Below are 23,808 nucleotides of genomic sequence, written 5' to 3' on the forward strand. Positions count from 1 at the left end.
TAAGAGGCCCGCCGAGAAGGGCCCCTCCAGGTCCCAAGCACGTGTGGCCTCCATCACCCCCCCCCCCCCCCCGGGATGGGGGTTTCGCGCTCCGGATCGGAGCGCCGTGCGGGCCCTTCTGCGGGCGCCGGTGACAGAAACCCGGCCGGGCGGGTACGTAGACGCTCATGACACCTGAGCGTCCCGAACCGGCGATCGTGGACTCGGTCGTCCCCGGCCCGGTGGTTCCCGTCGTGCCGACCGCCACCTACCGGCTCCAGCTCCAGCCGCGGTTCCCCTTCCGGAGTGCCGAGGCGGCCGTGCCGTATCTGGCCTCGCTCGGCGTCTCCCACCTGCATCTGTCCCCCGTCCTTGAGGCCGTCCCCGGCTCGACGCACGGCTACGACGTGGTGGACCACGCGCGCGTACGGGCCGAACTGGGCGGTGAGGAGGGACTGCGCTCCCTGGCGCGCACCGCGCGGGAGCACGGCCTCGGCCTCGTCGTGGACATCGTGCCGAACCACATGGCGATGGCCCCGCGTCACAACCACGCCCTGTGGGAGGTGCTGCGGGAGGGCCCCGAGTCGCCGTACGCGCGCTGGTTCGACATCGACTGGGACGCCCAGGACGGCCGGCTCCTGCTGCCGGTGCTCGGGGACCGGCTCGGTGCCGAGATCGGCCACCTGAAGGTCGACGGCGACATACTGCGCTACTACGACCATGTGTTCCCGCTGCGCGAGGGCACCGAGAAGCTGCCGATGCCCAGGCTCCTCGACGCCCAGTGGTACCGCCCGGTCTGGTGGCGGCTGGCCCGAACCGAGCTCAACTACCGGCGCTTCTTCAGCATCTCGGAACTCATCGGGGTGCGTGTCGAGGACCCTGAGGTGTTCGCGGCGACCCACGCGAAGATCCTGGAACTCCTCGACGACGGTGTGATCGAGGGACTGCGGATCGACCACCCGGACGGGCTGGCGGACCCGGACGCGTATCTGCGACGGCTGCACGCGGCGACCGGAGGCCGCTGGACGGTGGTCGAGAAGATCCTCGCGGACGGCGAGCCGCTGCCGCCCGCGTGGCCCGTGGCGGGCACCACCGGCTACGACGCCCTGCGGCACGTCGACGGTCTCTTCACGGACGCGGCGGGCGCGAGCCGGATCCTCGGCCGCTACCGGCGGTTCGCGGGGCCGCAGGCCGACCGGGGCGGCCACTGGGAGAGCACGGTGCGCCGGGCGGCCTACAAGGTGGTCACGTACGAACTGGCCACGGAGGTCGAGCGCCTCACGCGCGAGGTGAGCGCGCTGTGCGCCGCCTCCCCCGACCCCGCCCTGCGCGATCACGCCCCGTGGGCCCTGGGCGCCGCGCTGCGGGAGCTCCTGGTCCGGCTGGAGGTGTACCGGCCCTATCCGTCCACGGACGCGTCCCAGGTGGTCACCGAGCGGGCCGCCGCCGAGGCCAGGACGGCGTTCCGGGTGCCCGAGGAGGCGCATGCCGTGGACGTCGTACGGGATCTGGTGCTCGGGCGGGACGGGGACACGCCCGAGGCGGCCGGGTTCCGGGCCCGGTTCGCGCAGACCTCGTCGGCGCTGCGGGCCAAGTCCGTGGAGGACACGGCGTTCTACCGCTATGTGCCGCTGCTGTCCGCGAACGAGGTGGGCGGCGACCCGGGCAGCCCCGCGGTGTCCCCGGAGGACTTCCACGCGTACTGCGCGCGCGTGCAGCGCGACTGGCCCGCGACCGGAACCGTCCTGTCGACCCACGACACGAAACGCAGCGCGGACGTGCGCGCCGCCGTCTCGGTCCTCACCCAGTGCCCCGAAGCCTGGTCCGACGTCCTGGCGGAGGTGACCGGCGAGGGGCCGGGGACGCCCGACCTCCAGGTGGCGTGGGCCGCCTGGCAGACGGTGTTCGGCCTCGGCCCGGCCGGCGGCGAGGACGGGGGCGAGCCGGAGGACGGGGGCGAGGCCTACACGGAGCGGGTCCGGGGCGCCCTGATGAAGCACGTCAGGGAGGCCGGGACGCGCACCGCCTGGACCGAGCGGGATCCCGCGTACGAGGACGCGGTGGCGGCGTTCGTCGCCGAGGGGCCGTGCGGGCCCCCTGGACGGCGCGTGGCCGCCCTGCGGGCCTCCCTGGCGCCGCACGTCCGGGCGAACGTCCTCGGGGCCGCCCTGGTCCATCTGACGATGCCCGGGGTGCCCGACGTGTACCAGGGCACCGAGGACGAGTACCGGGCCCTGGTGGACCCGGACAACCGGGGGACGTTCGCGCCGCGCGACCTGTCCGCCGAGAAGGTGGCGCTCACGGCCGCCGCGCTGCGGCTGCGCGCCCGGCGGCCCGGAGTCTTCGGCGGCTCGGCGACGTACGCGCCGCTGCCGGCCGAGGGTTCCGGAGCCGATCACTGTGTGGCGTTCGTGCGGTCGGGAGAGGTGATCACGGCCGTCACCCGGCTGTCGCTGGGGCTGGCCGAGGCCGGCGGCTGGCGCGACACCGGTCTGCCGCTCCCCGCCGGGCGGTGGGCCGATGTGCTCTCCCCGGACTCGCCGGAGCGGGAGTTCACGGGGCACGCGCGCGTGGCGGACCTCTTCGGGAGGTCGCCCGTCGTGCTGCTGGAGCGCGTCAGCGCGGACACACCGGCAGGGTCCGGGGCGACCGGCTGATCAGACCCTCGGGGCGCGGCCGGGGTCCCGGGGCCCTGCGGAGGTCCGGCAGGACGGCGAGCAGGGCGCGCAGACCGTGCTCCGCCGTCAGCCGGGCCAGCGGGGCGCCCGGGCAGGAGTGCCGTCCCGGACCGTACGCCAGTTCGCCCGGGTCGGGGCGGAAGGCGTCGTAGCGGTCCGGGTCCGCGAACCGCGCCGGGTCGCGGCCCGCGGCGCCGAGCAGGCACGCCACGGTGGCGCCCTCGGGGATCGGGCCGATCGGTTCGAGCGCCCGGCGCGGCACGATCTGCAGCGGCGGATCGCGGCGCAGCGACTCGGCCCAGGCGCCGCCCGTCAGCTCGGGGCGGGCCCGGATCAGGTCCAACTGGCGTGGATGGTCGAGAAGGCTGGCGAGGAACGACGCGAGCGCGCGTGCGGTCGTCTCGCCGGCCGCGCCCAGCACCGTCCCGGCCACAGCCGTCACGGTCTCGTCCGGGAGGGGGCGTCCGCCGGGCCGGGCCGTGCACAGCGCGGACAGCAGGTCGTCGCCGGGGTGGGCACGGCGGCGGGCGATGTGGGGGCGCAGGTAGGCGTCGAGTCCGGGGAGGTGACCGCCGAGGTGGTCGAGTCCGGTACGGCACCAGGCGTGCACGCGCGCGGTGTCCTCGTACGGCAGCCCGAGCGCGGCGACGGCCGCGGCGGCGGGCAGCCACTGGCAGAACTCGGCTACCAGATCCGCCTCCTGACGGTACGCCAGACGGCGGGCGAGGACGTACGCGGTGCGCTCGACCCCCGCCGCGAGGGCGGCCGACGCGCGGTCCCCGAGCGCCGAGGACACGACGGCCCGGTACGCGCCGCGCGTGCCGTCCGCCCGGCGGGCCGGTGCGGGTCCGGGCTCGGGTGCCACGAGCCGCGGGTCCGCGAGCGCGGCCCGGACATCGGCGTACCTGCTGATCAGCCAGGCGCCGAACGGCTCGTCGTACACCAGGGGAAAGCGTCCGCGCAGGGTGCGGTACAGCGGGTGGGGATCACGCTCGACGCCCGGATCGAGCAGGCTCGGGGTCGCGGTCACCCGCGCGGACGGCACACACGGCGGCACGTACGGCGGCGTGTACGGCGCGCCTGACGAACGACGCGGCGGCGCGAACGGGGTCGCCGACGAAGGACACCCCGGTACGGGGGTCGGCGCCGGGCTCGCGAGCAGCGGGAACGGCGCGCCCGCGTCGGGCGGGGAAGGGTGCGAGCCCGTGACGGGCGGGGACAGCTCACCCACGACCGGCGGGGGCGGCCCACCCGTGACGGGCGGCGGGCTCACGGGAGGCGGGGGCGGCTCCCGCATGGCCGACGGCGACGGCCAAGAGCCCGCGACGCGCGGCGGGCTCACGAGGGGCGGGGGCCGCTCGCCCAAGGCCGGCGGGAACGGGCAGGGGTCCGCGGCGCCCGGGAACGACTCACCCACGGCCGACTTGGGCGGGTGCGAGACCGCGGCCGGTGGCGGCGGGTGCGAGACCGCGGCCGGTGGGGGCGGCCCGCCCGTGACGGGCGGGGACGGGCGGGGGTCCGCGGCGCCCGGGGACGGTTCGCCGGTGGCAGGCAGAGGAGGTGGCGGGCCCGTGACCGGTGGGCCCGCCGGTATCGCCGTCGGGCCGCCTTCGCCGGGAAGGCCGTGAGGACACAGCACCGCGGGCCACCACCTCGGATCTGCGCGCCGGACCCGCGCGCGGTTGTTCCGAGTCGACCACCGCCCGCCCGGGACCGCAGTTCCCGTACACCCGTACGGGTGAATCGTGTACATCGCCCCGGCGCGCCCGCCCAAGGCACGCGCCTACGCCGGTCCCCCTCCCGAGCGCCCGTTCCGGCACACCCGCCCCGGTTATCCGCAGGCCTGCGCGACGCGGTCCGATCCGGAAGGGAAGGCTCGCGCACCCGCCACCGCCGAGGGCGGCGGAAAATGCCGCCCGGCGCCCCTCGGAGCCGCCCCGTCGCGTCCTTGACAGTTCCCCGAGACCGTGGAGTACTGCCAAAAGCGACGCAGGGCGGACAAGTCGGGGGTGAGTCACCTGCCGGAGTTGCGCTACCCCAGTGTGACCGAAATCGTCTCGTCCGCCGGGGCGTTGGCGGCCCACCGGCCCGACCTGTGCGTTCTCAGACAAGTGGGCGCCTCCCGTGCGGGCAGGCCCCTCCACCTGCTGTCCGTCGGCCACGCCCGGCGCGCGGTCCTCGTCGTGGCCGGGGCCCACGCCAACGAACCCACGGGTGGTTCGACGCTGCTGTCGTTGGCCGAACGCGCGCTGCAACAGCGGGAGTTGAGAAGAGACACCTCCTGGCACTTTCTGCTCTGCGCGGACCCCGACGGGGCGAGCCTCCATGTGACGCCCGCGCCGCGGACCCTGCTCGAGTACCACCTGGGCTTCTTCCGGCCGGCCGGACCCGAGCAGCCGGAGTGGTCGCCCTCCGTGCTGCCGCCCGACCGGCTGCCGCCGGAGACCCGCGCGCTGACCCGGGTCATCGACGAAGTGCGGCCCTACCTCCAGGTGACGCTGCACGGGACCGATCTGGGCGGCAGCTGGGTGCAGTTGACCAAGGACATCCCGGGCCTCGCGGAGCCCTTCGCCAAGTCCGCGGCGGAGCTGCGCATCCCGGTCGAGACGGCCGCGTCGGACGCCGCGGGCTGGCCCGCCTCCGGGCCGGGAGTGCATGTGATGCCGGCGCCCGGCTCGGACACGGCGTACCCGAGCATGCCGGACGACGCCCGGCACAGCACCTGGTACCACGCCCACCGGTACGGCGGTCTGACGGCCGTCGTGGAAGTACCCATGTGGGCAAGCGACTTGGTGGACGATCCGGCGCCGCACCCCGCCCCCGCGGCGGCGATGCGACGCCTGGCCCACCGGCTGCGGACCGACGCGGACCAGGTGGAGGCGGTGCTCGGGCGGGCCCTGCCGCGGCTGCGGGGACCCGACGGGCCCCTGCTGCGGGCCGCGAAGTGGGCGCTGGAACTGGTGCCGGGCCTCGCCGCGGACTGGTCGCAGCCGCCCCCGGTGGACGCGACGATGGCGTACGTGGGCAGTGTCGACGCGTTCGGGCGGCGGATCCCGTTGCGGGCCGCCTCGATGCTGCTGCGCGTCCTCCAGGAGGCCGACGACCGCGAGGCACCCCGGCTCGAACAGCTCGTCGCCGACTGGAGCGACGCCTTCGCCGAGCGCTTCCGCGCGCGCTGGGTGCCGCTGGAGAACCAGGTCGAGCACCAGGCCCGTACGGCGGTGGCGGCCGCCCGTCACGCGCGCGACAGCGCGGCCTGACTCAGCTCGACAGGTCGAACACCGCGCCCGTCTCGGCCCCCATGACGCAGGAGTTCGAGAACGCGTGCGTGTAGTCGATCCGGCGGCCGCCCCATTCGCCGTACGCCGTCGCGGTCACCGGCGCGTAGAGCATCGGGCACATGGCACCGGACCTGCGCGGGATACGGCCGATGTCGCCCCCGGCGGCGGCGAGTTGACGGCAGGCCCGCGCCGCGTGGGCGTGGCCCCGGGGTGGGTCGCAGAGCAGCAGGACACCGAGGACGCCGTCGGTGTGTGCCTCGCCGCGGGTCACGGCGAGGCGGAGCCAGTCGCCGGGCAGGGTGTGCCGGGGTGCCGCGTGGGCCGCCGGGGCCGCGCCCGCCACGAGGAGCGCGAGGGGGACGAGCAGGCCGGCGCGGATCGCTCGAAGGGTTTTCGTCATTCCCGGTGCATCGGCACCGTGGCCTGCGCGGTCCAGCCCGAGTCACCCGAACGGGAGCGCGCGTTCGCGCCGCGCCCGGCGAGTTCGAACGCGGAGAGCACCACGCGCGCCTGGTATTCGACCTGGCGTGCGACCGGTATCCAGCGCGCCCCGCAGCCGTCGCGGTAGTCGGCGCACCACGCGTCGATCAGCCGGTCGAGCTCGGGCAGCGCGTCGCACGGGTCCTGCCCGGAGGCGGTGACCAGTTGGTGCAGCAGCCCGGCCGTGCGCAGCGCGACCCGGCGCCCGGCGAGGCGCAGGGCGGTGAGACGGGCGGTGTCGAGCGGCGGCAGGGCACGCGTCCCGGCGTTCCGTACGTCGGGGTCCCAGGAGTCGGCGAGTCCGGGGCCGACCAGTAAATAGTCGTCGACGGGCGCGAGCAGACAGGTCATGTCGGGCGAGTCGCCGAGGCCGGGCCGTACCCGGGCCAGGATGCCTTGCAGGACCCCCGTGTCGTGCCGCAGCGTGCGGCTGACGGAGCGCAGCACCGCGTCGGGATCGGCGGGGCGCGCCGGGTCCTCGACGGCGCCGACACCCCACATGGGTGCCTCGACGATCGCGGTGACCGTGCCGTGCGGCTGCGGGTGGAACCAGGTGGAATCGACCGCGGCCTCCGTGATGGCGGCGGCCAGGTCTCCCCTGCGCGGTGGCGGGACGCGGTAGACGGCGGGGCCGAGCGTCGGCCAGTACAGGGTGTCGTACGGGCCGAGTTCGCGCGGGATGCCGAGGCGGGCCGCGCTGTGCGCGACGCGCTGGGCGAGGCCGGGCAGGTCGCGGGTCAGCTCGACGAAGGCGCCCCCGACGTCGACGCCGTGCAGGGAGCACTGGAGGAACGGCCTCAGCTCGTCCTGCAGGCCGAGCAGAACACGGGTCTCGGGCAGGACGGCGGCGTCCGCGCCCTCCGGCAGCCATTCGGGCTGTTCCAGGAAGCCGGGCCGGAAGAAGTGCCGGAAGTAGTGGCCGAGCGTGTAAGGGCCGCGGAGCCAGGCCTCGTTGCGGCGGGACCCGTCGGGGTCGAGGCAGAGCAGCAGGTTCCAGGTGGCGTCCGCGCCCTCGGTCAAGCGGGGGTCGGAGAGCGCCCGTTCGGCCAGCCGCAGGACGGTGGCGCCACCCACCGGTTCGTTGGCGTGCGGCCCGGCGACGACGAGAACCTGACGGCTGCCGTGTCCGACGGACAGGAGCAGCAGTGGTGTGCCCGCCCGGGAGGTGCCCACGCGGCGCAGCCGGGCGGCGTCGGGGCGCCGGGCGACGAGCGCGGCGGCGTGGACGCCGAGTTCGTCCACGGTCTGGTAACGGCGGAGTGGCGGCAGAGCACACCTCCACTCGTACGGCGCCGTCGATTCACAAGATGTGCACGATGTACGCACAGTCAGTCACGACTGAGGGGGTACGTCAACACCGCGGGACGCGACGGATGTTGCGGGGATCGACGGGTGAACCCCGGTCCGAGGTCCGGTCACCCGGCACCCGCGGACTCCTCGGGCACGCCGGGACCACTCGAGCACGCCGGCAATCATGGGCAGGCCGCGCGGCGCCGTGGCTCGGTCCGAGGCAGGGCGCGGCTCAGTCGGAGGCGAGGCGGAACATCATCCGGCCGAAGCCGATCTGGTCGCCGTCCCGCACGACGGACGCGCCGATGACGCGCCGTCCGTTGACGGTCGTGCCGTTGGTCGAGCCGAGGTCGCGCAGCACCCACACCCCGCCCTGCAGGCTCAGTTCGGCGTGCACGCGGGACACCGTCTCGTGGTTGAGGCGCAGTCCGCTGGCCGGGTCGCGGCCGATGCGCAGCGGGTAGGGGTTGACGGCGGCGGGGAGCTGCAGCTTGGGCAGCCGCTCGGCCTGCCACGCCCTGCGCAGCCGTACCGTGAAGCCGGAGACGGCTTCCACGGTGCCGAACACCATCTTCGACCAGCGGCGCCCGACGGGCACGTCGCCGGCGGGCAGGTCGGCGGTGAGCACGGCGAGTTCCTCGGACCGGCGGGCCGCGAGCGCCAGCTCCATGCGGCGGATGAACGTGTCGTGCGAGAGGCGGCCGAGAGCGGCGCCGTCACGGAGGGACTTGAGCGCCTGGTCGCGCTCCGCGTCGGACAGCCGCGCGGGGTACGGGTGGAACTCGAAGGACGACGTCACGTTCGTGATTGTCGGGCAGTAACGACGGGGTGTCCAGAAGACCCGGAAACGGCTGGTGGGGCCGAGTGCGGCCGTTCGCGCGACCGAACGGCGACGAACACGCGGCAAAAGGGTGGATCCTGAAGCGAATTGATCTCATGTGAAGCACCATGGACAGGCTGGATCACCGCGAGCTGACGAGGGGGAACGGACTGTGCGATTCGAGGTGTGGGCACCGCGGGCCGACCGGATGACACTCCACCACGCTGGTGTCACGTGCGCGTTGGACCGCGATCCCGGGCGGGCCGGATGGTGGACGGGCGAGGCGGACGCGCGGGAAGGCACGCGCTACGGGTTCGCGGTGGACGACGGTCCCGTCCTGCCCGATCCCCGCTCGCGCCGGCAGCCGGACGGCCCCGACGGACTGAGCGCCGTGGTCGACCAGGAGCGGTACGCGTGGCGTGCCGACTGGCCAGGACGCGCGCTGCCGGGCGCGGTCCTCTACGAGCTGCACGTGGGTACGTACACGCCCGAGGGCACGCTGGACGCGGCGGCGGACCGGCTCGGACATCTGGCGGAACTGGGCGTCACGCACGTCGAGTTGATGCCGCTGTGCCCGTTCCCCGGCCGACACGGCTGGGGGTACGAGGGTGTCTCCCTGTGGGCCGTGCACGAGCCGTACGGCGGCCCCGAGGCGCTGAAGCGCTTTGTCGACCGGGCGCACGAACTGGGCCTGGGAGTCGTCCTCGACGTCGTGCACAACCACCTCGGCCCGTCCGGCAACCACCTGCCCGCGTTCGGGCCCTACTTCACGGACACGCATCAGACGCCCTGGGGCTCGGCGGTGAACCTCGACGCGCCCGGCTCGGACGAGGTGCGCGCGTACCTCGTCGGCAGCGCGCTGGCCTGGCTGCGCGACTACCGGCTCGACGGACTGCGGCTGGACGCGGTGCACGCGCTGCGGGACACCCGTGCGCTGCACTTCCTGGAGGAGCTGTCGACGGCCGTGGACGCGCTGGCCGCGGATCTGGGCCGGCCGCTCTTCCTGATCGCCGAGTCGGATCTCAACGACCCGCGGCTCATCACCTCCCGTGAGGAGGGCGGTCTCGGACTGCACGCCCAGTGGAACGACGACTTCCACCACGCGCTGCACACCACGCTGACCGATGAGGCGCAGGGCTACTACGCGGACTTCGCGCAGGCCCCGCTCACGGCCCTGAGCAAGACGCTGACGTCGGGCTTCTTCCACAACGGCACGTACTCCAGCTTCCGCGGGCGGCATCACGGGCGGCCGCTCGACCGGGCGCGTGTCTCGGCGCAGCGGCTGCTCGGCTACGGGCAGACCCACGACCAGATCGGCAACCGCGCCCAGGGGGACCGGCTCTCGGCCTCCCTCTCCCCCGGGCTGCTGGCCTGCGCCGCCGCGCTGACGCTCACGGCGCCGTTCACGCCGATGCTCTTCATGGGCGAGGAGTGGGGCGCCGGGACGCCCTGGCAGTTCTTCACCGACCACACCGACCCCGAGCTCGCGGAGGCCGTACGGCGGGGCAGACGGCGGGAGTTCGCGGCGCACGGCTGGGCCGAGGAGGACGTGCCGGACCCGCAGGACCCGGCGACCCGGGACCGCTCCTGCCTCGACTGGTCGGAGCCCGAAACGGCCCACCACGCGCGCGTACTGGCCTGGTACCGCGAGCTGATCGCCCTGCGCCACCGCCAGGCCGACCTCTCGGACCCCGATCTCGCGGCGGTCAGGGTCGCCCACGATCCGCGGGCGCGCTGGCTGGCCCTGCGGCGCGGTGACGTCCGGATCGCCGTGAACCTCGCCAAGGACCCCGCGGCGATCCCCCTGGGCATCCGACGCGCGCGCGTCCTGGCGGCCTGGGATCCGGTCGAGGCGCCGGGCGCGGACGGGGTGCTGAACGTGCCGGGCGAGTCATGCGTGGTGCTGACCCAGGCGTAAGTCGCTCACCGGAACGGAGGGCCCTCGCCGGTGCGCGGAGGGCGCTCGGCCGTCCTCGGAGGACGGTCGCCCGCACGCGAAGGGGGACGGTCGCCCGCACGCGAAGGACAGCCGCGCGCCCCTACTGTGCCTCGTCCGGTCCGTCCCGCAGGTCCGTGACCCGCTCCAGCAGGATCGACTCCCAGGCGTGCCCCAACTGGGCCTCCAAGGGCTGTAGTCGGCCTTCGTAGCGGCCTCGCGAGTGGTCGGCGAGCCGGATGACGGTGTCGCAGCGGGAGAGCCACAGGCCGCGCAGGCAGGGGCGGGCGCCGTATCCGGCGAGGGTGGCGGCGCGTACGGCCGCGGGGGCGCCGACGGCGACGGCGAGCCCGGCGATGTCCTCGGCCGGATCGCCGATCACCGCGCGGGTCCAGTCGAGGACGCCCCGCACCCGCCCGTCGGGGCTGACCACGAGGTGTTCGCCCAGGAGGCCGTGGTGCACGAGGACCGGGGCGCCGGTCGTCGCGCCGAGCTGGACGGCGGCGGGCGCGGCGAGCTGGTCGAACCGCGCGGGGTCGAACTCCTCGGCGGGGAGCCGCGCGGCGGCTCGCACGGCGGCGGCCCGCAGGGCCTCCAGGGAGCGTGGCGGGGTGCGCGGCACCCCGAGCGTCTCGGCCTGGCGTACGGGGACCTCGCGCAGCCCGGTCAGCAGCCCCGCCAGGTCGGCCTCGCCGAGGGCGGAGACGGCCTGTTCCTCGCCGGAGACGCCGGGCAGCTTGGTGTCCAGCGTGTAGTTCAGTCCGCTCGCCCACTCGCCCCGCGCGACGCTCATGGGGACGGCGACCCCGACGTGCGGTCGGATCAGATCGCGCAGCCGCAGCTCACGGCGTTGCCGCAGGGAGGCCGCGCGGTCCCGGGCGAGCCGCAGCACATGGTGCCGGCCCACCCACCAGGTGGAGCGCCCGCCCTCCTCGGCGACGGGCCGCACCTCAGGACCCGGGCCCGGCGCGGCGTCGTCGGTGAGCAGGGAGAGGACCAGCCGGCGGACGGTCTCCGGGGTCGGTGTCGGGGTCGGTGGCTCGTTCATGGTCGCGCCCTTGTCGTCCGGGTGCGGGGGCGAAGCGGTTGCCGCGCGGTCGTTGGGCGCGCGTCAGTCGACGATCACCATCTCGCGGGTCGTGGTGTTGAGCCGGCGGCCGCCGTCCTCGGTCACCGTGACGATGTCCTCGATGCGGACGCCGAAGCGGCCGGGCAGATAGATGCCCGGCTCCACGGAGAAGCACATGCCGGGGACCAGGGGCTGTTCCTCGCCTTCGACCATGTACGGCGGTTCGTGGGTGGTGACGCCGATGCCGTGCCCGGTGCGGTGGATGAAGTACTCGCCGTACCCGGCGTCCTTGATGACGGCGCGCGCCGCGCGGTCGATGTCCTGGCAGGCGGCCCCGAGCCGCACGGCACGGAAGCCGGCCTCCTGGGCCTCACGCACGATGTCGTGCACCTTGCGTTCCTCGTCGTCCGGCTCGCCGACGTGGACGGTGCGGGAGGTGTCGGAGCCGTAGCCCTCCTTGAGGCCGCCGAAGTCCAGGACCACCATGTCGCCCTGCTCGATGACGCGTTCGTCGGCCTCGTGGTGCGGGTTGGCTCCGTTGGGGCCCGAGGCGACGATGGTGAAGTCGACCTGGGAGTGTCCGAACCGGCGCAGCAGGTCGGCGAGGTCGTGGGAGACCTCCGACTCGCTGCGGCTCGCGAAGCGGACCTTCCGGATCTCCTCGAACGCCTCGTCCGCGGCGGCTCCGGCGGCCGCGAGCCGTTCCAGTTCGGCCGCGTCCTTGACGGCCCTGAGCATCGGCAGGGCGTCGGTGAGCGCGGTGTAGCGGCTGTCGGGGAGCCGCTTCTGGAAGCCGAGCAGGTGCAGGGCCCAGCCGTTGTCGCTGATACCGAAGCGGCCGGCGCGGTCCAGGAGCGGCGTGGCCGCTGCGTAGGGGTCCGTGCCGTCGGTCCAGGGGTGGAGGGTCAGCGCTGGCGCGCCGGCCGACTTGGCCGCGTCGGGCGCCTCCAGGGTGGGCACCACGAGGGCCGGGTCCTGTCCCGCCCGCAGCACCAGCAGGGTGAGCCGCTCGGTCTCCACCGGGCGGTACCCGGTCAGCCACACCAGGTCGGGCCCGGGCGCGACCAGGACGCCGTCGAGCCCGGCGTCGGCGGCGGCCTCGGCGGCGCGCCGCATACGGGCCTCGTAGTCGTCGGCGGTGAAGGGCGCGGGTGTGGCGGCGGTCATCCATTCCTCCGTGTGTCCGGAGTTCCCCGGGGGGCTACGGCAGCATCCTGCCCTTCCGGTGGGGTGCGCGCGAGCCGGTCGCGCCCGCCCCTGGTCAGCTCTCCAGGGCGAGGCGGGCGCCCAGGAGCAGCAGGACGCCTCCGGAGACCTGCTCCAGGCGCCGGCGCACGCCCGTCCGGGACAGCACGGTCTTCATGCGGCCGACGAACCACACGTACAGGCTGTAGTACCCCACCTCGTAGACCGCCCAGAGCGCGGCGAGGCCGAGCATGGCGGGCAGGTGCGGTGTGCCCTCGGGCACGAACTGGGGCAGGAAGGACATCGCGAAGACGGCCGCCTTCGGGTTGGCGAGGTTGAGCAGCAGCCCGCCCTGGTAGGACGCCCAGCCGCTCTTCTCCGCGCCCTCCCAGCCGCCGTCACCGGTCCCCTTGGAGCGGCGCGCCTGCCACAGCGTCTGGACGCCGAAGCCGACGAGCACCACGGCACCGGCGATCCGCATCACGTCGTACGCCATCTCGGAGGCGGCGAGCAGCGCGGTGAGGCCGAACGCGGCGACGGCGCCCCACAGGAAGACACCCGTCTCGTTGCCGAGCACGGTCAGGAAACCGGACCGCCTGCTGCCGAGTGACCGTTTGATGATCAGCACGGTGCTCGGTCCGGGCGAGGCCGCGATCAGGGTGCAGGCGCCGAGGAAGGCGACGAGGGTGCTCAGCATGCGGCCATCGTGACGGGCCGCAGCCCGGTTGACCAGCCCCTTTTCCCTTGCGCCCGGCAGAACCGGGCGCCACGCCCACAGGCTCAGGTCTCCTCAGGTCACGATGCCCGGGACCGCGGACAGGTGCCGGCGGCTGCCGTTCGCGTGGCGCACGCGGAGGGTGACCTCCTTGCCCGGCCGCACGGCCGCCACCACGCGCGCGAGGTCGGCGGCCGAGGTGACGTCGGTCCCGCCGACGGCGAGCAGGACATCGCCGCGCACCAGGCCCGCGGTGTAGCCGGGACCGGGGATGTGCACGGCGACGATCAGCGCGCCCCCGCCGCCGGGGGCGTCGACCGCCTCGACCCCGAGGGTCCCGCGTGCGGATTGCCGTTCGGACTCCCCCGACGGGATCGGGCTGCCGCTGCCGGACTCCGTCGTGGAGCCACCGGGCCGCGTCACGCCGGGCAGTGTGGCTCCGGATGCCCCGGGCCGCGGCGCTCCGGAGCCATCGGAGGGTTCCCGTGCGGGCCCGGCCGCACCGGCATGCTTCTGGAGGTCCGCCAGTCTGCTCAGGCCGATCACGGTCGCGCCCACCGTGCCGAGCCCCACCCCGGACAGGACGAGGACCGACCCGACGAACAGACCGAACAGCAGGTTGACCAGCCGCCTGCCCCGGCGCCGCGAGGCGTGCGGGCGCGGGGTTCCGCCGGACGGACGGTCGCCGTCGGACATATGCGCGCCACCGCCCGGACGGTCGCCGCCGCCCGGATTCCGACCGGGCATCGGCTTGGGACGCAACGCGGTCTGTTCCATGAGTCGCCTCCGGCAGATGTTCTACGGACCGCCTTCGGCTCTTGCTCTACCCCTCGATCGGGCGCGCGACGATTCCCTAACGAGTGAGACTGTCGGCCCCGTTCGAGAGGCCGGTCGGCATACCCCGTGCGAGTGCGCCGTGCGGTGCGCGAGGAGATCCGATCCGCGCGCCGAAGGTGACCGTGCCCCCTCGAACTGCGGCTCGCCGCCGTGCTCGTGGGCCTGCGCGGCCCGCCCGAGGACCTTCCGCTGCTGTGCAAGGTCCGCGAGACGACGTACGACACCTGGTGCGGGCTGGGTGGCATGCCCGAACCGGGCGCGAGCGGCGAGGAGTCGCGGAAGTGTACGGGCTGGCACACGAGTTCATGGAGCTCGACGACACCTTCCGGACGCTGCCCACACAGCGCTCCAGAACACCGGTCAGGGCAAGGTCTCGGCGCTTCTGACGCCCTCCCGGCTGGAGCGGAAGGCGGGTCGGATCCGGTCGGCCGCGCGGACTTCGGCACGGCTGAGGAAAGCGCTCGCGGCAGGGTCGGGGACCGGGGCCGACGGGACCGCCGAGGCCCCCGACGCGACGCCGGCGCACTGGCGCGGCGCGAACCTCGGCGTTTTCGTCGTCGGCGAGCACCACGAGGTCGCCCGTGCCGCCGCGGCGGACCCCGGTCTCACGAAGGAGGCCCGCGAGGTCACCGAGGCCGCCGCGGCGCCCCTCTCGGAACTCTCCGAGGCGGCCCGCCGCGGCGTCCGGCGGTGACTCCACGACCCGTCGGAATCCGTCAGAGCGAGACGGGCTCCGCCCGCCAGGCGAACGGCAGCGCGGACGCCTGGTCCGGTACGAAGCCGTGGGCGCGCCGGGCCAGGTCCGCCGCGCCGTAACGGCGGCAGTCCTGATGCCACTTCAGGATTCCGGCGAGCCAGTTCTGCAGCTCCACCACATAGCCCCGCATGATCCCGCGCACCTCCTCCGAGAGCTTGAAGTCCTCGTACAGGATGGGTAGTTCATGGGCGGCGACATGCTGGAACTGCTCCATGCGCTGGGTCATCAGGTCGTGGATGATGCCGAGCGCGGCCGGATAGTCGCAGCCGAAGAAGTTCTGCACGACGAGGATGCCGTTGTGGACCTCTCCCTCGTACTCGATCTCCTTCTGGTACGAGAAGACGTCGTTCAGCAGCATCGCGTAGTCCATGGCCGCGTTCTCCAGGGACCGGACCGGGCCGCTGCGGTAGACCTCCGGCGGGACCTCGGGGCCATGACCGAGGCGGCACAGGTTCATGGTGAGTTCGGAGCCGAAGGTGGCCCGGCGCATCTCCAGGTAGTCGACCGGGTCCGGGATGCGGTTCTGGATCTGGTTGGACAGCTCCCACAGCCAGCTCTCCGTCATCACGTCCACCGCCGCGCGCAGGGTGCTCCGGGCGTCCGGGGTCATCTCCGCGGTCGTGCGCCGCCACAGGTCGATCAGGCCGCGTTCCATGCCGTTGACCGGGACGGGGACCTCCTCGCCGTCGAGGGGCATGCACGCGGAGAGGCGCGCGGTGGTCAGTTTGGCGGCGGCGAGGTCGCGGCGGTTGCCGAAGAGCAGCGGGTAGTAGTCGTCGCCGTAGGTTCCCCAGGCCAGCCACTGCGAGCTGAGGTCGAGGGCCTCCGGTGTCGCGTCGGGATGGATGCCCGCGGCGCAGAGCGGCAGGTCGTAGGCGATGAGCTTGTCCTCGTCCCAGACGCCCTCCTGGAGCATGCCCGTGGCGTGCATCCAGGTGACGAGTCGGTCCCGGGCGCCCGCGAGGTGCGGGCTGAGGGTGACCTCGAACGGCATGTGGAAGTCGGGGAGTCGAGAGGGTCCGACCTTCTGGAAGGGGACGTGCGTGTACGCGCGCAGCCGCTCCGCGCCGGCCGCGGAGAGCAGCGCCCCGACGTCCGCGGCGGACGTCCCGAACCCGCCCACGCCGAAGGGCCGCGCCTCCGCGACAGCGCCCTTGTTCATGTAGCGGCTGGAGCGCATGTGCCATTCGTGGCCGCCGGACTGCCAGTCCTGGAGTCCCTGCGTGTACGCGGCGACGGCACCGACCTCAGCGACGGTGAGCCCCTTCTCCACCGCCAGCGCGGGCACCTCGGTGAGCGCCGTGTGCTCGAACTGGTGGAGCCGTGAGGTGAGGATGTCGTTGACGGTCTCGGCGGCCTCCTGTGTCGTGCAGCCGAAGAACGTCTCCAGGACGAGGATCCCGTTGCTGAGTTCGCCCTCCTCCTCGACCTCGCGCTGGTAAGAAAAGAGGTCGTTGCGCAGGTGGACGCCGTCGGAGAACGTCTCCATCAGCACGCGCAGCGGCCTCGACTCGGCGACGGACGCGGGCACTTCGGCGGTCGCGTACTCGACGAGCCCCGCCGACCAGGGGGCGCCGCCCACCTTGCGGCGCATCTCGATGTACTCGACGGGGTTGGAGATCCGCCCTTCGTTGATGTTGGACAGCTCCCACATCGACTCGTTGAGCAGATGCTCGGTGGAGACGGCGAACCGCCTGCGCCACTCGGCGGACATCGAGGGCACGGTGCGCGCCCACAGGTCGGCGAGTCCCGCCTCGACGGGGTTCTCCGGCTCGGGTACGGGAGTCGACAGGTCGAGCGGCATGAAGAGGGGCAGCCGGTCCAGGTAGGCCTTGCCGCCGGCGCGGTCCTGGGTGCGCTTGAACGTCTCCAGGAAGTGGTCGTCGAAGAAGAACACCCACACGTACCAGTCGGTGATGAGGGAGAGGGCCGGTCCGTCGCAGTCGGGGTGGGTGTACGCGCACAACAGGCCGTAGTCGTGGGCGTCGAGGTCGGACTGCTCCCAGATGCCCGATCCCTCGAGCATGCCCATTCCGCGGGCCCACTCGACCGAGTGGGCCCGCGCCTCGTCCAGGTGCGGGTTCAGCCGGGCGGTGTACGGCATGTAGAAGTGCGGGAGTTCGAACGGCTGCGTCATGGCCGGGCCCTACCCATGGCCCCGCGCGGACATCCGCAGGCCAGGACATGATCACACCATCGCGTGAATCGGGGCGAAAGCCGCGCACGGTGGCCCCTTCGTCCGGTCGGGCCGTCGCGAACGCCACCTCGCGGCCCGGCCGGAGGAGCCCGGGGTGCCGGTCCGTCAGGCCCTCGCCTGGATCAGCGCGTGGGTGCCGCCGGTGCGCCAGCGGTGGCCCTCGGCGGCGTCGAGGGCCACCTCGACGGTGGGGGTGAGTCCGACGACGACATCCGACTTGAGGGTCCGCAGCGCCGCCACCGAACCGGGGAAGCGGTCGGTGGCGACCGCGAAGGGGGTGGTGGCGGGGTAGAGCCGGTCGCCGATGAGACGGCGGTAGTTCAGGTCCCCCTTCAGAAGGGTCACGTCGGCCGCGGCGAACTCCTGGCGGAGGTCGTCGGGCAGGTCGGCGTACGGCAGCGGGGCGCAGGCGAAGGGGTGGGCCCGGATGGTGAGGCGGCCCTCGGACAGGGCCGCCCAGAGGCGGTTCCCGGCCTCGCCGGCCGCTCCCTTCGCGGCGGTCAGACGGCGCAGGGCGTCGAGCACGTCGGCCGTCGTGGCGTCGGAGACGTAGTACGGGTACGGCTTCACGTGCAGGGCGGTCCGCTCGACCCGGCCGTGCCGGAGCAGATGGTCGGCGAGGAGCAGGTCGGGGATGAGTTCCCGGCCCGCGTTGTCCGCGACGAGACAGAGGGTGCCGCCGGCGAACAGCGATCGCAGTACTTCTCCGTCGTTCGCCACGAGCTGGGACTCGGCCGCCGTCCCGCCCTCGGCGCGGGCCAGCCTGAACCCGAGGTCCGCGCGGTTGCCCCACAGGGAGCCGAGCAGCAGCGCCTCCTCCCGCTCCTCGACCGGCTGCCGCGCGAGGTCGTCCAGCGCGGCGAGTTCCTCGTCGGTCTCCGGGGTGTCCAGTTCGGCGAGCTTGAAGGGACGGAAGGGGTCGATGCCCTGCCATGGGCCGGGCGTGAAGTAGCCGACTGCTTGCAGGAGTTGACGGTAGAAATAGCTCTCGGACCAGAGGAAGGGCACGTCGAACCAGGACCGGCCGTAGTGCTCCCGGCCGCCCCAGGCGTCCCACTGCCCGCGGTCCGTGGCCGACGCCGTGAGCGGTTCGACGACCCCCTCGGTGCAGTTCCGGAGCAGGGCGTCGAGCGCGTGGCGCTGTTCGGGGCCGTACGGGAAGGCGTCCCGCACCTTCCCGATGAGCGCGGGATGCCGCTGGGCCAGCACGCTCCAGGGGAACGAACCCCGCACCGAGCTCACGACCACCGGAGCGTCGTCGGGATCGGCGGCGGACCGGGCGACTGCGGCGGGATCAGGCATGCGGCTCACCGTACCGGCTGAGCAGAAGGGGCCGTCCGACGCGCTGCGCGCCGGGCGGCCCCTCCCCCCGTAGAGCCCAGCGGTCCGCCTAGGTCGGTCGGCTTCGAGCTGTCGACCGCCTCGGTGTCCTGCGCGGCCCTGTCCTGGACAGGGGGTGCGCAGCCGCCGTCGGCGGTCGCGCTGAACGATAGGCAGGCCGCGCGCGGGAGGGATAGCGGGAAAACCCTCGATCCGGCCGCCGTCCGGCCCTTGCCCGCCCACGGTTCGACGCGGTGGTCCGGTTTCGCGCGGAATGCGGATCTGAACACACGGCGCTCCGGCCCCGTATCTCACCATGCCCCGTGCGAGGCGTGCGTCCCGGCCGCGCACGGCGGCACGCCGCTTCGCCCACGCATCGAGGAGACCTTCCGGATGACCGCCTACCGCACCGCCACCGCGGCCGCTGTCGCCCTGGCGGCTCCGCTGCTGCTCACGACGTGGGCCGCCGGGACAGCGTCGGCGCACGGCGCGCCGACGTCCCCGGTCAGCCGGGTGTACGCGTGCTCGCCCGAGGGCGGTCTGAGCGGGACGGCGGCCTGCCGGGCGGCGATCGCCGCGAACGGCTCGCCGTTCACCGCGTGGGACAACCTGCGGGTGGCCGGCGTCAACGGCCGGGACCGCTCGGTGATCCCGGACGGGAAGCTGTGCAGCGGGGGCCTGCCCGCCTACAAGGGCCTCGACCTGGCCCGCGCCGACTTTCCGTCGACGCGTCTGACGCCCGGCGCGGCCCTCACGCTCAAGTACAGTTCGACGATCCCGCACACGGGGACCTTCAAGCTCTTTCTGACCAAGCAGGGTTACAGCGCGACGCGCCCCCTGAAGTGGTCCGACCTGCCGGAGAAGCCGTTCGCCACGGCCACCGACCCGGCACTGGTCGACGGTGCCTACCGCATCAAGGGCACGCTGCCGTCCGACCGCACCGGCCGCCAGATGCTGTTCACGATCTGGCAGAACTCCAGCACGACGGACACGTACTACTCGTGCTCGGACGTGGTGTTCTCCGGCGGGAGCGGGGCGTCGAAGTCGACCGGCAGCGCCGGGACTTCGGGGAGCGGTGCGAGTGGCAAGAGCGCCAAGGAATCCCCCAAGGCGACGCGGTCGGCGAGCGCGACGCCCAGCCCCTCGGCGGCGTCACCGACCGCCGGCTCGCCTTCGCCCGAGGCCAGTTCACCGGCCGCGAAGGCGGGCACCGATCATCTGGCGCCCGCCGCCGACAGCACCTCGGGCGGCGGCGGCCCCGCCCTCCCCCTGGTCGCCGGGGGAGCGGCGGCGGCGCTGCTGCTCACCGCCGGCGCCGCTTTCGCGCTGCGACGCCGGCGCTGAATCCGGGCCCGGTGGGCGTCAGTTGACGTAGACCACCGGGCTGTCCGTCTGGCTGGTGTCGTTCACGGGGGCGTACTTCGCGGTGAAGTAGCCGCTGCTGAAGCACAGGGACGAGCCGGAGAACTTGGTGAACTGCTGGTTGGTGAAGGTGATGCCGGTGTCGGTGTTGCTCGCCGTGCCGGTCAGGCTCGCCGCGCGGTAGACACACGTCAGCGTGCCGAGCAGGGAACGCAGCTTGACCGTGGTCTGGATGCTGGAACCGGCGGCCGGGGTGACCGTGACGCTTCCGTCGGAGCCCACCGCGGTGCTGTACGGCAGGTTGTCGACCGTGATGCTGGTGACGCCGAGGACACCGACGACGTTGCTGCTGCACGAGCTGCTGTCGAAGGTCTGCCCGGTGACCGACTCGGTGGCCGTGCCGGGGGCCGCCGGGTTGTCGACGGCGGACGCGGTGAAGGTCGACGCGGAACACGAGACGCCGCTCGTGCCGGTGGCGCTGGAATAGAGCGTGGCCTTGGTGCCGCTCGCCAGCGAGGCGACGAGGACGTCGCCGACGGCGACGGGGGTTCCGGCGGTGCTGCCGGTGGTGAGCACCGGGACGTCGTCCGCGGAGGCGGGGACGGCGGCGGACGCCGACAGGGCCGCGACGACGCCGACGAGGGCGAGCAGGGAACGAGTACGCATGGGGGGTGCCTCTTCTCCGATGGGGGTGTGGGTGCCTGACCGCGCCGGGGCGCGGGGGTGCGGGTCGAGAAGGTGGCGCGGGTGTGCGGGGTGGAACAGCCCACGCGCGACGGCGGGTTGAGACACCGGTGCGCGTGTGCGGGAGGGGTGCGAGGAGAGACCGCCGCCGGTCCGTGACGCCTTCTCCGTACGCCACGGGCCGACGGCGACAGCCGGGCGACCGGTACGGCCCTCGGGGGGAAGGCGACCGCGCCGGTGCCACGGGAACGGGGAACGGCCGAGGGGGCGCGCCGTTTCGGCGTACGCGCCAGGGCCGCTCCGGAACACGCCATGACCGCCCCGCGCAGAACGGGGTCCGGGAGGTGACGGGCGCGTCGACCGACGGATCCGGCGCCACGGATCCGGGGAAACAGGGAGAGTTGTAGACCTGATGGATGGTCAACGTCAAGGCGCAGTAGGGAAGTTGAAGGTCAGCACGGCTCTTTCGTCGACGTGCGTTCACAGGTGTGGCACAACCGGCACGGTTTTGCCACACGTACCTTGACCCATGCATGTAACCCCCGGTAACTTCCTCGACGGCTACTGCTGCGTAACGAGAAAGCCCTTGCAACCGCCGGGAGGCGCGAGGAGGCGTGCGCCGCAGCCGCTGTCCGCGCCAGGACAACGTGCCACTGGAGCCCGACCCGCACAGAAACCCGCATCGAACGTGCCCAGGGAGCAGACATGGCCTCGTCCCCGGACGCCACGGCGTCCAACGGTTCCACGCCCGAGACCCCGGAAAGCGGTTCAGCCGCCGACGGGCAGGACAGACGCGGGCGGGTCCGTCTGCGCCGCGCCGCCGTGATGGCGTTGCCGGCCACCGCGGTCGCCGCGGGGCTGATGATCCTCACGGCCCAGGGCGCCCTCGGCGTCCAGTTCGCCATCTCCGGCATGCCGTTCACGGTCACCGCGACCGAACTGAACGGCACCGGCTTCGAGCAGTTCGGTGGCCTCGACAACATGGCGGAGGACAGCCCGAACGCCGGCGACACCGGCGGCCAGGTCCTCATCATCACCTCGGCGATCAAGAACGCCACCCTCGATCACCTGTGCCAGAGCGTCGACCTGGGCGGCACGAACCTGCTCATCACGGCGGGCAGCGGGGCGAACAAGGTGCAGGCGAGCAACCTGACCACCGACTCCACGGAACTGTCCGGCGACGCCTCCTTCGACAACATCGAGATCGGCAACGACGCCAGCACCCTCGACAAGGCCGGAGTCCAGGGACCCAAGGGCGTGTTCAGCCAGCAGGCCGACACCGTGCGCATCGCGAACCTGCGCCAGACCAACTACGCGACGACGGCGGCGGTGTTCAAGCTCCCCGGCCTCAGGCTCCGCTTCAGCGACCAGGGTTGCTGATGAGCGCCGACGCGCGGACGGACGGCTCCCGTGACCTGCGGGCCGCGTTCCGGCAGTGGCGTGCGCACCGCCCCTTCTGGGGCGGGCTGCTGCTCGCCCTGGGGGGCGCGGAGATCCTCCTCACCGAGAAGGCGTCGCTGAAGGTCGTCCTGCACATCGGGATGCAGGGCCTGGCCGGCTATCTGCTCCCCGCCGTGATGCTGCTGTGCGGCCTGCTGATCCTCTTCAACCCGGCCCAGCGCCTGTTCTACTCCCTGCTGGGCATCCTGCTGTCCCTGGGCACCTGGCTCACGTCCAACCTCGGCGGCTTCTTCGTCGGTCTGCTCCTCGGAGCCGTCGGCAGCTGCCTCACCTTCGGCTGGCTCCCCGACCAGAAGCCGCGCAGGCGGCTGCTGCGTCGCGAGCACGCCTGAGGCGGGCGGCGCCGCACGGAACCGGGCCCCTCACCGACTTGCCTGTACGCGCAGGGAAGTTGGCACCGTACGCATCCGGCGCCGGGCGTATCTCGATGGACGCGTGTCGTCGCGTAGCGTGACGCGGCGTACGCCGAATCGGGGTTCGACTGCCGGGAGGCTCCTGATGGGAAATCCACGTCCTTTAGTGATCGACGCGACCGGACGCGACATCCACGGAGAGGCCGCCCGGATCCGCGAGAGCGGACCGCTGGCCCGGGTGGAGCTTCCCGGTGGCGTTCAGGCCTGGGCGGTGAGCGGTCCCGAGCTGCTGAAGCGGCTGCTCACCGATCCCCGGGTGTCCAAGGACGCCCGGCAGCACTGGCCCCTGCTCGCGAGCGGCGAGATCACTTCTGAGTGGCCGCTGTTCACCTGGGTGGCCGTGCGGAACATGTTCACCGCGTACGGCGGTGAACACAGACGTCTGCGCGCCCTGGTCTCCAAGGCGTTCACCGCCCGCCGCACGGCCGCGCTCCAGCCGCGCGTCGAGGAGATCACCCGGCAGCTCCTTGACCGCGTGGAGGAGGCCGGGCGCGGCTTCCAGGTCGTCGACCTGCGTGAGGAATTCTGCTACCCGCTGCCGATCCAGGTCATCAGCGAGCTGTTCGGACTGCCCGAGGAGCGGGGCCCCGAACTGCGGAAGCTCGTCGACCGCATCTTCGACACCTCCGCCGATCCGGGCGAAATGACGGCCGCCTACGAGCAGTTGTACGTCGTTCTGACCGAACTCGTCGCCGAAAAGCGGGAGTCACCCGGTGACGATCTGACCTCCGGGCTCATCGCGGCCCGCGACGACCAGAACGGCACGGCGCTCAGCGAACAGGAACTGCTTGACACCCTGGTGCTCATGGTCAGCGCCGGTCACGAGACGACGGTCAACCTCATCGACAACGCCGTGCACGCCCTGCTCACCCGTCCCGGACAGCTCGCGCACGTCCGGGAGGGCCGCGCCGGCTGGGACGACGTGGTCGAGGAGACCCTGCGCGCGGACGCGCCGGTCGCGAGCCTGCCGCTGCGGTACGCCGTGGAGGACATCGCCCTCGCCGAACTCGGCGGCCCCGCGGGGACGGTGATCGCCAAGGGCGAGGCGATCCTCGCGGCGTACGCCGCCGCCGGGCGTGATCCCGAACGCCACGGGAAGGACGCCGATCAGTTCGACGTCACCCGCCCCGACAAGGAGCACCTCGCCTTCGGCCACGGTGTGCACCGCTGCCTGGGGGCTCCGCTGGGCCGCCTGGAGGCCCGGATCGCGCTCCCGGCCCTGTTCGACCGCTTCCCGGGCCTGCGGCTCGCGGTCCCGGAGGAGGAGTTGCGTCCGGTGGACTCCTTCATCTCCAACGGCCACCGCACCCTTCCGGTCCGTATTTCCTAGCGTCGGCGGTTCCA

The 23,808-nt window shown here is 73.2% G+C and carries 18 protein-coding genes; 7 read left to right on the forward strand and 11 right to left on the reverse strand.

Translation table 11 applies throughout. From position 1 onward, the window contains the following. The first annotated feature begins 167 nt into the window (after nt 1–167). Complete coding sequence (gene treY, locus ACZ6KY_RS39300) at nt 168–2,636, forward strand: malto-oligosyltrehalose synthase (protein ID WP_469315056.1); 2,469 nt, start codon at nt 168–170, stop codon at nt 2,634–2,636. Here the strand turns inward: treY and ACZ6KY_RS39305 are convergent. After that, nucleotides 2,596–3,687: a cytochrome P450 gene (locus ACZ6KY_RS39305; protein WP_469315057.1), complete on the reverse strand. Its 1,092-nt coding sequence runs from the start codon at nt 3,685–3,687 to the stop codon at nt 2,596–2,598. The two genes, treY and ACZ6KY_RS39305, sit on opposite strands and share 41 nt — an antisense overlap. Before the next feature lie 979 nt (nt 3,688–4,666). Here ACZ6KY_RS39305 and ACZ6KY_RS39310 point away from each other — a divergent pair. After that, nucleotides 4,667–5,917, forward strand: coding sequence for a M14 family zinc carboxypeptidase (locus ACZ6KY_RS39310; protein WP_469315058.1), 1,251 nt, complete (start codon nt 4,667–4,669; stop codon nt 5,915–5,917). A gap of 1 nt (nt 5,918) precedes the next feature. On the opposite strand, the gene ACZ6KY_RS39315 is transcribed toward ACZ6KY_RS39310, so the two are convergent. From ACZ6KY_RS39315 to ACZ6KY_RS39325, 3 genes are all read right to left on the reverse strand, one after another. Then, entirely contained in the window at nt 5,919–6,338 is a 420-nt protein-coding gene (locus ACZ6KY_RS39315; protein ID WP_469315059.1) for an SSI family serine proteinase inhibitor, read from the reverse strand. Next, nucleotides 6,335–7,660, reverse strand: coding sequence for a M14 family zinc carboxypeptidase (locus ACZ6KY_RS39320; protein WP_469315060.1), 1,326 nt, complete (start codon nt 7,658–7,660; stop codon nt 6,335–6,337). The genes ACZ6KY_RS39315 and ACZ6KY_RS39320 overlap by 4 nt, the downstream gene beginning before the upstream one ends. Nucleotides 7,661–7,940: 280 nt before the next feature. Beyond that, the gene (locus ACZ6KY_RS39325) at nt 7,941–8,507 is read right to left on the reverse strand and encodes an FHA domain-containing protein (RefSeq protein WP_469315061.1); all 567 of its coding nucleotides are present in this window, start codon (nt 8,505–8,507) and stop codon (nt 7,941–7,943) included. A gap of 193 nt (nt 8,508–8,700) precedes the next feature. Between ACZ6KY_RS39325 and treZ the strand changes: the two genes are divergently transcribed. Then, nucleotides 8,701–10,446, forward strand: coding sequence for a malto-oligosyltrehalose trehalohydrolase (treZ, locus tag ACZ6KY_RS39330; RefSeq protein WP_469315062.1), 1,746 nt, complete (start codon nt 8,701–8,703; stop codon nt 10,444–10,446). Nucleotides 10,447–10,567: 121 nt separating this feature from the next. Here the strand turns inward: treZ and ACZ6KY_RS39335 are convergent, their stop codons facing one another. The 6 genes from ACZ6KY_RS39335 to ACZ6KY_RS39360 form a co-directional block, all read right to left on the reverse strand. Beyond that, entirely contained in the window at nt 10,568–11,512 is a 945-nt protein-coding gene (locus ACZ6KY_RS39335; protein WP_469315063.1) for an aminoglycoside phosphotransferase family protein, read from the reverse strand. Nucleotides 11,513–11,575: 63 nt separating this feature from the next. Continuing rightward, complete coding sequence (locus ACZ6KY_RS39340; protein WP_469315064.1) at nt 11,576–12,700, reverse strand: aminopeptidase P family protein; 1,125 nt, start codon at nt 12,698–12,700, stop codon at nt 11,576–11,578. Nucleotides 12,701–12,794: 94 nt separating this feature from the next. After that, entirely contained in the window at nt 12,795–13,415 is a 621-nt protein-coding gene (locus ACZ6KY_RS39345) for a LysE family translocator (protein ID WP_469315065.1), read from the reverse strand. 93 nt (nt 13,416–13,508) lie between these two features. Further along, the gene (locus tag ACZ6KY_RS39350; protein ID WP_469315066.1) at nt 13,509–14,210 is read right to left on the reverse strand and encodes a PDZ domain-containing protein; all 702 of its coding nucleotides are present in this window, start codon (nt 14,208–14,210) and stop codon (nt 13,509–13,511) included. A gap of 776 nt (nt 14,211–14,986) precedes the next feature. Next, nucleotides 14,987–17,164 carry a germacradienol/geosmin synthase Cyc2 gene (cyc2, locus tag ACZ6KY_RS39355; RefSeq protein ID WP_469315067.1) on the reverse strand — a complete coding sequence of 726 codons (2,178 nt, stop codon included), beginning with the start codon at nt 17,162–17,164 and terminating at the stop codon, nt 14,987–14,989. Nucleotides 17,165–17,329: 165 nt separating this feature from the next. Next, nucleotides 17,330–18,526, reverse strand: coding sequence for a damage-control phosphatase ARMT1 family protein (locus tag ACZ6KY_RS39360; RefSeq protein WP_469315068.1), 1,197 nt, complete (start codon nt 18,524–18,526; stop codon nt 17,330–17,332). Between the two features lie 411 nt (nt 18,527–18,937). Between ACZ6KY_RS39360 and ACZ6KY_RS39365 the strand changes: the two genes are divergently transcribed. Then, nucleotides 18,938–19,888, forward strand: a complete 951-nt coding sequence (locus ACZ6KY_RS39365) for a lytic polysaccharide monooxygenase auxiliary activity family 9 protein (RefSeq protein WP_469315069.1) — start codon at nt 18,938–18,940, stop codon at nt 19,886–19,888. A gap of 18 nt (nt 19,889–19,906) precedes the next feature. Here the strand turns inward: ACZ6KY_RS39365 and ACZ6KY_RS39370 are convergent, their stop codons facing one another. Then, complete coding sequence (locus ACZ6KY_RS39370; RefSeq protein WP_469315070.1) at nt 19,907–20,572, reverse strand: Tat pathway signal sequence domain protein; 666 nt, start codon at nt 20,570–20,572, stop codon at nt 19,907–19,909. Between the two features lie 723 nt (nt 20,573–21,295). Between ACZ6KY_RS39370 and ACZ6KY_RS39375 the strand changes: the two genes are divergently transcribed. From ACZ6KY_RS39375 to ACZ6KY_RS39385, 3 genes are all read left to right on the forward strand, one after another. Further along, on the forward strand, nt 21,296–21,970 hold the full coding sequence (locus tag ACZ6KY_RS39375) for a DUF6230 family protein (protein ID WP_469315071.1): 675 nt from the start codon (nt 21,296–21,298) through the stop codon (nt 21,968–21,970). Further along, on the forward strand, nt 21,970–22,383 hold the full coding sequence (locus ACZ6KY_RS39380) for a DUF6114 domain-containing protein (protein WP_469315072.1): 414 nt from the start codon (nt 21,970–21,972) through the stop codon (nt 22,381–22,383). Before ACZ6KY_RS39375 ends, ACZ6KY_RS39380 begins: the two co-directional genes overlap by 1 nt. A gap of 166 nt (nt 22,384–22,549) precedes the next feature. Next, entirely contained in the window at nt 22,550–23,794 is a 1,245-nt protein-coding gene (locus tag ACZ6KY_RS39385; RefSeq protein WP_469315073.1) for a cytochrome P450 family protein, read from the forward strand. Nucleotides 23,795–23,808: the final 14 nt, after the last annotated feature.

Source organism: Streptomyces sp. NPDC042002, assembly GCF_055588305.1.